The 7,116-nt window shown below is 42.2% G+C and carries 6 protein-coding genes; 5 read left to right on the top strand and 1 reads right to left on the bottom strand.

Features of this window, described 5'->3' with window-relative positions:
* Nucleotides 1–110 precede the first annotated feature (110 nt).
* On the bottom strand, nt 111–1,388 hold the full coding sequence (hemW, locus tag PENNN9_RS05265; protein WP_058368676.1) for a radical SAM family heme chaperone HemW: 1,278 nt from the start codon (nt 1,386–1,388) through the stop codon (nt 111–113).
* Nucleotides 1,389–1,639: 251 nt separating this feature from the next.
* Between hemW and PENNN9_RS05260 the strand changes: the two genes are divergently transcribed.
* From PENNN9_RS05260 to accC, 5 genes are all read left to right on the top strand, one after another.
* The gene (locus PENNN9_RS05260; protein WP_058368675.1) at nt 1,640–2,113 is read left to right on the top strand and encodes an EVE domain-containing protein; all 474 of its coding nucleotides are present in this window, start codon (nt 1,640–1,642) and stop codon (nt 2,111–2,113) included.
* 109 nt (nt 2,114–2,222) lie between these two features.
* Nucleotides 2,223–3,263, top strand: a complete 1,041-nt coding sequence (locus PENNN9_RS05255; RefSeq protein ID WP_058368674.1) for a hypothetical protein — start codon at nt 2,223–2,225, stop codon at nt 3,261–3,263.
* A gap of 333 nt (nt 3,264–3,596) precedes the next feature.
* Nucleotides 3,597–4,964 carry an MATE family efflux transporter gene (locus tag PENNN9_RS05250; RefSeq protein WP_058368673.1) on the top strand — a complete coding sequence of 456 codons (1,368 nt, stop codon included), beginning with the start codon at nt 3,597–3,599 and terminating at the stop codon, nt 4,962–4,964.
* Between the two features lie 202 nt (nt 4,965–5,166).
* Nucleotides 5,167–5,598, top strand: a complete 432-nt coding sequence (gene accB, locus PENNN9_RS05245) for an acetyl-CoA carboxylase biotin carboxyl carrier protein (RefSeq protein WP_058368672.1) — start codon at nt 5,167–5,169, stop codon at nt 5,596–5,598.
* A gap of 112 nt (nt 5,599–5,710) precedes the next feature.
* A complete protein-coding gene (gene accC / locus PENNN9_RS05240) occupies nt 5,711–7,072 on the top strand; it encodes an acetyl-CoA carboxylase biotin carboxylase subunit (protein WP_058368671.1) in 1,362 nt (453 codons plus the stop codon).
* Nucleotides 7,073–7,116 lie beyond the last annotated feature (44 nt).

Genomic DNA, 7,116 nt, shown 5'->3' with positions numbered 1-7,116 from the left:
CTTACCATTTGGTAAGCCTTTTTTTGTTCTTAATAACAGTGATGTATAAACAGTAATGTATAAATAATCTTCATCATATACAGTTACATAAAAATTTAAGCATACAAGCACTATAAAAATGTGCGCAATATCTGATTTAAGTAACGACGACCTAATAAAGTTGGTTGTAACAGCTCAGTATTGTTCACCAACAAGCCTTGCTCGACTAGCTTATTGACTTGCCGCGCTATGCTTTCATAGCTCAGTCCTGTTCGCGATGCAAATAGCGACCATGTCAACCCATCATGCAGACGTAGCGCATTAAGCATAAATTCACTGACCAACTCATCATCAGCAATTGGCAACCAATTGACCATTTTTGGTGCATCTTCATAAGTCATATAGTCTTTTGGAGATCGTGATTTACTAAAACGGTAGATACCTGTCTTTGATAGTAGTTCCTCTGATAATAGTTCATCGTTTTGCAAATCCTTACTTATTAAGTCACTGCGATTCAAAGTTACCTTGCCGTGTGCGCCAGCACCAATGGCCAAATAATCGCCAAACTGCCAGTAATTGACGTTGTGTCGACACGGCTTATCTGATGCACCTGCCCATGCCGACACTTCGTAGTTATCATAACCCAGGCGCTGTAGCAAAGCCTGCCCTGCCTCTTCGATATCAGCCAAGCTATCCTCATCAGGTAAGATAGGCTGACTGCGATAGAATACGGTGTTGGGCTCAATTGTCAGCTGATACCAAGAGATGTGCGTTGCGCCAGCGTCATGCGCTGTCTGAATATCATACAACGCTTCGCTAAGCGACTGCTGCGGCAAACCGTGCATTAAGTCTACATTTACCCTCTCAAAGCCAGCAGCGCGAGCCGCATGAATGGCGGCTGTTGCCTGAGCAGGATCGTGAATACGTCCAAGTGTTTGCAACTTATCAGCAGCGAAGCTCTGTACCCCGATAGATAAGCGATTAATACCTACTTTTAGATACTCAGCGAATGGTGCATGTTCTAAAGTGCCAGGATTCGCTTCCATGGTGACTTCAATATCTTCCGCAAATTCAAAGCAGGCTTGTAGACCGGCGAATAACCGCTGATATTGACTAATCGGCAATAATGATGGCGTGCCACCGCCTATGAATATTGAGCCAATCTGGCGTCCTTGAGTCAGAGGCTGCTGCATCTGCGCATCTAGCAAGAGTGCATCTACGTACTCATCATACATTGACAGCTGTACATCAGCGCCCAACTCGTGCGAGTTAAAATCACAATAAGGACATTTTTTTACACACCACGGAATATGAATATATAGCGCCAACGGTATAATGGTCGCATCTATACAAGAAGTATTTGTAGCGTTGGAGAACACTCTAATATTATCAAACTCAGATATCGACATAACGTAAACTTATTCAATAAAAAGCGGCGACAAACCGCAAAAAATACGGCTAGGATAACGGCTACGTACATGAAAGAAAAGCACTGTCTTTACTAATTTAGTCTATTAAATAGATGTCTGGCGAAAATATTAATAAAACCACGGCTATAAAATCCAGATAGATTTGCAATATATGGTTGTTACCAAATAAAGTAGATACCTTATATAAAACTTTACCTCAAATATTCATAACAAATATTAGGACAACGAATATGGCATATTGGCTAATGAAGTCTAATCCAAAATTTTTTGGCATCGAAGACCTACAACGTTTGGGCACAGAGTGTTGGGACGGCGTACGTAACTACCGCGCTCGTAACTTTATGCGCGACGATATGCAAGTAGGTGACAAAGTATTCTTTTATCATTCGAGCGCAAAACCCTCTGGCGTCGCTGGCATTATGACGATAAGCAAAGCGGGTTACCCTGATCCAACCCAGTTTCATCCTGAACATCGGCATTACGACCCTATCGCAACCAGTGAGACACCGCGCTGGTATATGGTCGATGTGACATTTGAGCAAGCTTTTAAGGCAATCTTACCGTTATCTGAGCTAAAGTTTATCCCCACACTTGAGGATTCCCTGCTACTTAGGAAAGGCTGCGAGCAATTGACAATCATACCGCTTGAACCCAAGCACTGGCAGGCTATTATAGATATGGCAGAGACGCTGGAGCTAGTATGAGCTCATAAGTAATAGGTCAAAGGTTTTTGTAGCACTACCTTACCAAAGTTTGCTATATTTACGCCTTGATTCTCGCATCTACCCTATCTTCACACCCTAGGACCCCTTTATGAGCGCACCCAAACTCGTACTATCTGTATTAACTGTCAGTGTATTAGGACTGACACTAAGCGCTTGCGGCAGCGATGGTGATAAAGTCAAAAAAGAGTATGACCGCATCGAAGACCAAGTTAAAGACGAGTACGATCGTGTAGAAGATAAAGTCAAAGGTAAATATGAAGAAGTCGAAGATAAGCTAACTGATGATGAAAAAAGCATGGCTGAGATTTTGGAGTCTGTGTTTTTACCAGAGGAGTCGCTGGATAACTTCTTAGACAAATTGACGCCAGAGGGTGGACGCGGCGGTCTCTATGTCGGTCACTTTATAGAGCTTGATGATGGTGATAATAGCGACATTGATATCGGGGCGATATATTTTGATATCAGTAAGGATGGCGCTGGCAGTGTTGATGGGCGTATCAGTTACCAACAGCAGATTTGTCAAGAAAACCGCACACTTGATGTCAATACTGGCTTTAAAGTAGATAATTATATGACAGGCAAGGTAACTGGTAGCCTTGATACTGCAGAATTTTTAGACATCAAATATATCAATGATCTAAATCTTGAAACGCCAAACTTGATGACGACATTTGCAGGTAGCTTTGAGGAAAACCAAGTAGGCTCACCATGGAGAGGTAGTTTTGAATATCAAGACAGTCTAGGCGGCACTACTCTTTCAGCTGCCAGAGATAACTGTAAGGTTACCTATACTCTGAGTGATCGTTCTAACTTTACCACTTATGCCCTCGACTATCAGCTGGGCAATATGATGCTCGACATCACTGGTAATGGCAGCCAAAAAACCGTCACTTGGAAGAATCCAATTAACACAAAACAAGTATTAGTCAGCCAAATCGATGTCAACAAAGCTGAGTCTGGCGCTAACGGCTATATACAGAACGCTGTATTGGCTAACAATAACACCCAGTTTGCACCCGTCATTCCGGATATTTCGACTAACTACGCTATTGTCGTGCAGGCATTTGATGCAAATAATAAGTTAATTGGCTATCAAGCAATCGTACAAGATTTGCCTGAAGCATTATGAGCTTTAGATATATTAGCTTTTATGAGTGAAATATGACGATTAACTCCAGACGACTCTGAAAAAGTTTTAAACGTTTTTTAAGCATTAAAACTCCAGTCTGGCTTCTTAGCCATTTATATCATTATACCTGTCAGTTCATAATGTGAATTGGCGGGTTGCTTTTGTTTTATTGACGTCATTTTTATTTTCAGACTTTGCCTATATAGACTTGCTCATATTATTTATCGGAGTATTATCATCGGCACTAATTCTATGTTACTGCCTTGTCAACGATTTGTTGATGGCAGTATTTGAACATCAATAACCAACGTGAATAATGAAAAGTTGCTAACTATGGTTTTGCCATTATCTTTTACAGACTTTAAAAGCTACAGCTTACGTTTAGGCGTGCTCGCGCTACCTATTTTAATTACTCAATTTTGCCAAGCAGCGCTAGGAGTCGTTGACTCTATTATGGCAGGACGTGTCTCGGCGCTTGATTTGGCTGCCGTGGCTGTTGGCTCTGGTATTTGGTTACCGCTGTTTTTATTAGCCACAGGCATCCTTATTGCCACGACCCCTTTAATTGGGGAAGCGATAGGGCAAAATAAATACAGCCAAGTTCCACATATCACTCAGCAGTCTATATGGACCGCCAGCGTTATCGGTATTTGCGGTTTTATTATTGTGAATTTGATGCCAAATGTGCTCAGCTTAATGGGTGTGCCAGAGAACATTCAACCTATCGCCGCTCAATACTTACATGGCGTTTCTTTTGGCTTTCCTGCGCTTGCCATTTATGCAGTATTACGTAGTTATTGTGAAGCACTTAGTCGACCTGAGCCAGTCACAGTCGTTAGTATTATCGGTCTATTAGCAGATATACCGCTTAATTATATTTTTATCCATGGATTGTTTGGCATGCCCGAGATGGGCGGTGCAGGTTGCGGTGTAGCAACAGCACTAGTGCTATGGATTAACGTATTGATTTTGGGCGTTTATACTACCCTCTCCAAGCGTCAGCAATTTGCCAGTACTCGTTTTTTCTACAGCTTTACCGCCCCCAACCGAGAGCAAATAACCAAGCTACTTAAACTTGGCATTCCAATTGGTCTTTCTATCTTTTTTGAAGCCAGCTTATTTAGCTTAGGCGCACTGGTCATTAGCCCATTAGGTGAGATCGCCACGGCATCACATCAAGTCGCTCTAGCAGTCACCTCTCAGTTATTTATGATTCCAATATCAGTCGCGATGGCGCTGACTATAATGATATCTAATCGTTTTGGTGAAAAGAATTTGCTCGCTTTACGTCACGTACAAGCAACTGGGCTCATTTGGACAGTGCTTATCGCGCTTGTCTGCATGCTTGGTATTTGGATGTTTAGACCACAGCTGGCTGCAGCATTTACCGACAATCCTGAGTTACGAGCACAGGCTATGCATCTGTTAATCTTCGCGCTGGCTTATCAGCTCTTTGATGGCTGGCAGGTCAATGTTGCTGGGATATTACGCGGGATGCAAGATACCACGATACCGATGTGGGTCACACTTTTCTGTTATTGGGTAGTTGCCTTGCCACTTGGTATTTACCTCGTACGTTTTACAGACGTAGGTGCACAAGGGTTCTGGATGGCCTTGATTACTGGTTTATTTTTGGCCTCTATCCTGTTGTCTTTACGATTACGCTATCAGCAAAGACGCTTAACGGCCTTGTGGAACTAAACAATGTTAAGAAAACCTCAACAATAATAGGATGCATGTTACTATTATTCGCCTTAGCGTCAAAAATATGTAAAAAGTTCCAGTTAACAACTGTACATTGATTGCTCATTGCGCTGAATATAGGTATCATTAGCAATCAATTAAACAATATTTTGTTACACTATTTCTTTCTTTAATTTAAAAAAAAGGCATCATTAAAATTATGGATATTGAAAAAATACGCACGCTAATCGCTCTCATGGAAGAAAACGAACTGGTCAATCTAGAAGTCAGTTCAGATGATGAGCATATCAGTTTAACCCGTCATTATGATGCACCAGCTCCAACAATGATGGCAGCGCCTGCTATGGGTGCAGCGCCTGCTGCTGCTCCTGAAGCTAAAGCAGCTGTTAAAGCTGGTAGTGTTGAAACCTCACCAATGGTTGGTGTGTTCTATGCAGCTCCTAGCCCTAACGACCCACCATTCGTAAAAGTTGGTCAAACCGTGCAGGCTGGTGATACGCTTGGTATTATCGAAGCGATGAAAATCATGAACCCGCTTGAGGCAACTCAAAGTGGTGTCATTGCTGAAATCTTAGTGGACAACTCTGAGGTTGTACAGTTTGGCCAGCCTGTTATACGCTATAAAGCCTAATTGTACTCGCTACACCTTATTTTGTTATGTTCAATACCTCGTTCATACTCATATTATATGAGTAATATATAACGACTGGATTGATCAACGCCGCTTTGACGAGGATGACCCTATGATAAAAAAACTGCTCATCGCCAACCGAGGTGAGATTGCTCTACGTATCGTACGTGCGTGTAAAGCACTTGGTATAGAGACTGTCGGTATTTACTCCACTGCTGATGAAAACCTCATGCATCTGCGCTTTGTCGATGAAGCCATCTGTATCGGCAAACCGAATGCTAGCGAAAGTTATTTGAATATCAATACTATTTTAACGGCTGCTGAAATCTCTGGTGCTGATGCCATTCATCCTGGTTATGGTTTTTTGGCCGAAAACGCTGAATTCGCTGAACGTATTGAAGAAGCTGGATTAACTTTTGTAGGCCCTAATGCTGATCATATTCGGCTCATGGGTAATAAAGTTTCTGCCATTAATGCGATGAAAAAGGCTGGCGTACCCACTGTTCCTGGTTCAGTTGGTGCTGTTACTATGCACAACGCTGAAGAACAAGCTCGTAATATTGGCTTTCCGTTGATCATTAAAGCTGCTTCTGGCGGTGGTGGACGCGGTATGCGTGTCGTTGAACGTTTTGATGAGCTGGTTGGTCAAGTACAAGCGGCAAGACAAGAAGCTGAGCTATGGTTTGGCGATGATACTGTCTATATGGAGCGTTACTTACAAAACCCGCGCCATGTCGAGATCCAAGTATTGGGCGATGGTAATGGTAATGCTATTCATCTTTATGATCGCGACTGCTCACTACAGCGTCGTCACCAAAAGGTGTTAGAAGAAGCGCCTGCTCCTGATATTCCGGATGATGTCCGTGAACCAATACTCCAAGCTTGTGTTAAAGCGTGTGAGCTGGTTGAATATCGCGGCGCTGGTACGTTTGAGTTTTTATTCGAAAATAATGAATTTTTCTTTATTGAGATGAATACACGGGTACAAGTTGAGCATCCTGTGACTGAAATGATCACTGGTATTGATGTAGTGGTTGAACAATTAAAAATCGCTGCAGGTTATGGCTTATCTTATCGTCAAGATGAGATTGAAATTCAAGGTCACGCAATCGAATGTCGTATCAATGCTGAAGACCCAGTAACTTTTATGCCTTCACCTGGCAAAGTTACGCAGCTGTACGCGCCTAGTGGCGCTGGTGTACGTTTTGATTCGCATTTATATCCTGGCTATGAAATCCCTAGCTATTATGACTCATTGATTGGTAAGCTCATTTGTCATGGACAGACTCGCCAGCAAGCTATCGCAAAAACAGTACATGCGCTTGATGAGCTTATTATCGAAGGCATAAAAACCAACATTCCTATGCATCGCGATGTCATTTTAGCGGATGAAAACTTCGTTAATGAAGCGCAAAATATCCATTATCTTGAAGAAGAAATGCTTGAAACGCAAAAGACTAAAGTTGCAAAATAAAGAGAATTTTGATGCTTCAAATAAAAACCGCTCCCCTATAAGAG

It is taken from the genome of Psychrobacter sp. ENNN9_III, from assembly GCF_001462175.1.
Lineage (GTDB): Bacteria > Pseudomonadota > Gammaproteobacteria > Pseudomonadales > Moraxellaceae > Psychrobacter.
The sequence above is the reverse complement of the archived record's forward strand: the minus strand, read 5'-3'. Positions and strand labels throughout refer to the sequence as shown.

Excerpts from the sequence above, each read along its gene's own strand:
- hemW (WP_058368676.1), bottom strand. The coding sequence starts at position 1,388 with ATGTCGATATCTGAGTTTGATAATATTAGAGTGTTCTCCAACGCTACA.
- PENNN9_RS05260 (WP_058368675.1), top strand. The coding sequence starts at position 1,640 with ATGGCATATTGGCTAATGAAGTCTAATCCAAAATTTTTTGGCATCGAA.
- PENNN9_RS05255 (WP_058368674.1), top strand. The coding sequence starts at position 2,223 with ATGAGCGCACCCAAACTCGTACTATCTGTATTAACTGTCAGTGTATTA.
- PENNN9_RS05250 (WP_058368673.1), top strand. The coding sequence starts at position 3,597 with ATGGTTTTGCCATTATCTTTTACAGACTTTAAAAGCTACAGCTTACGT.
- accB (WP_058368672.1), top strand. The coding sequence starts at position 5,167 with ATGGATATTGAAAAAATACGCACGCTAATCGCTCTCATGGAAGAAAAC.
- accC (WP_058368671.1), top strand. The coding sequence starts at position 5,711 with ATGATAAAAAAACTGCTCATCGCCAACCGAGGTGAGATTGCTCTACGT.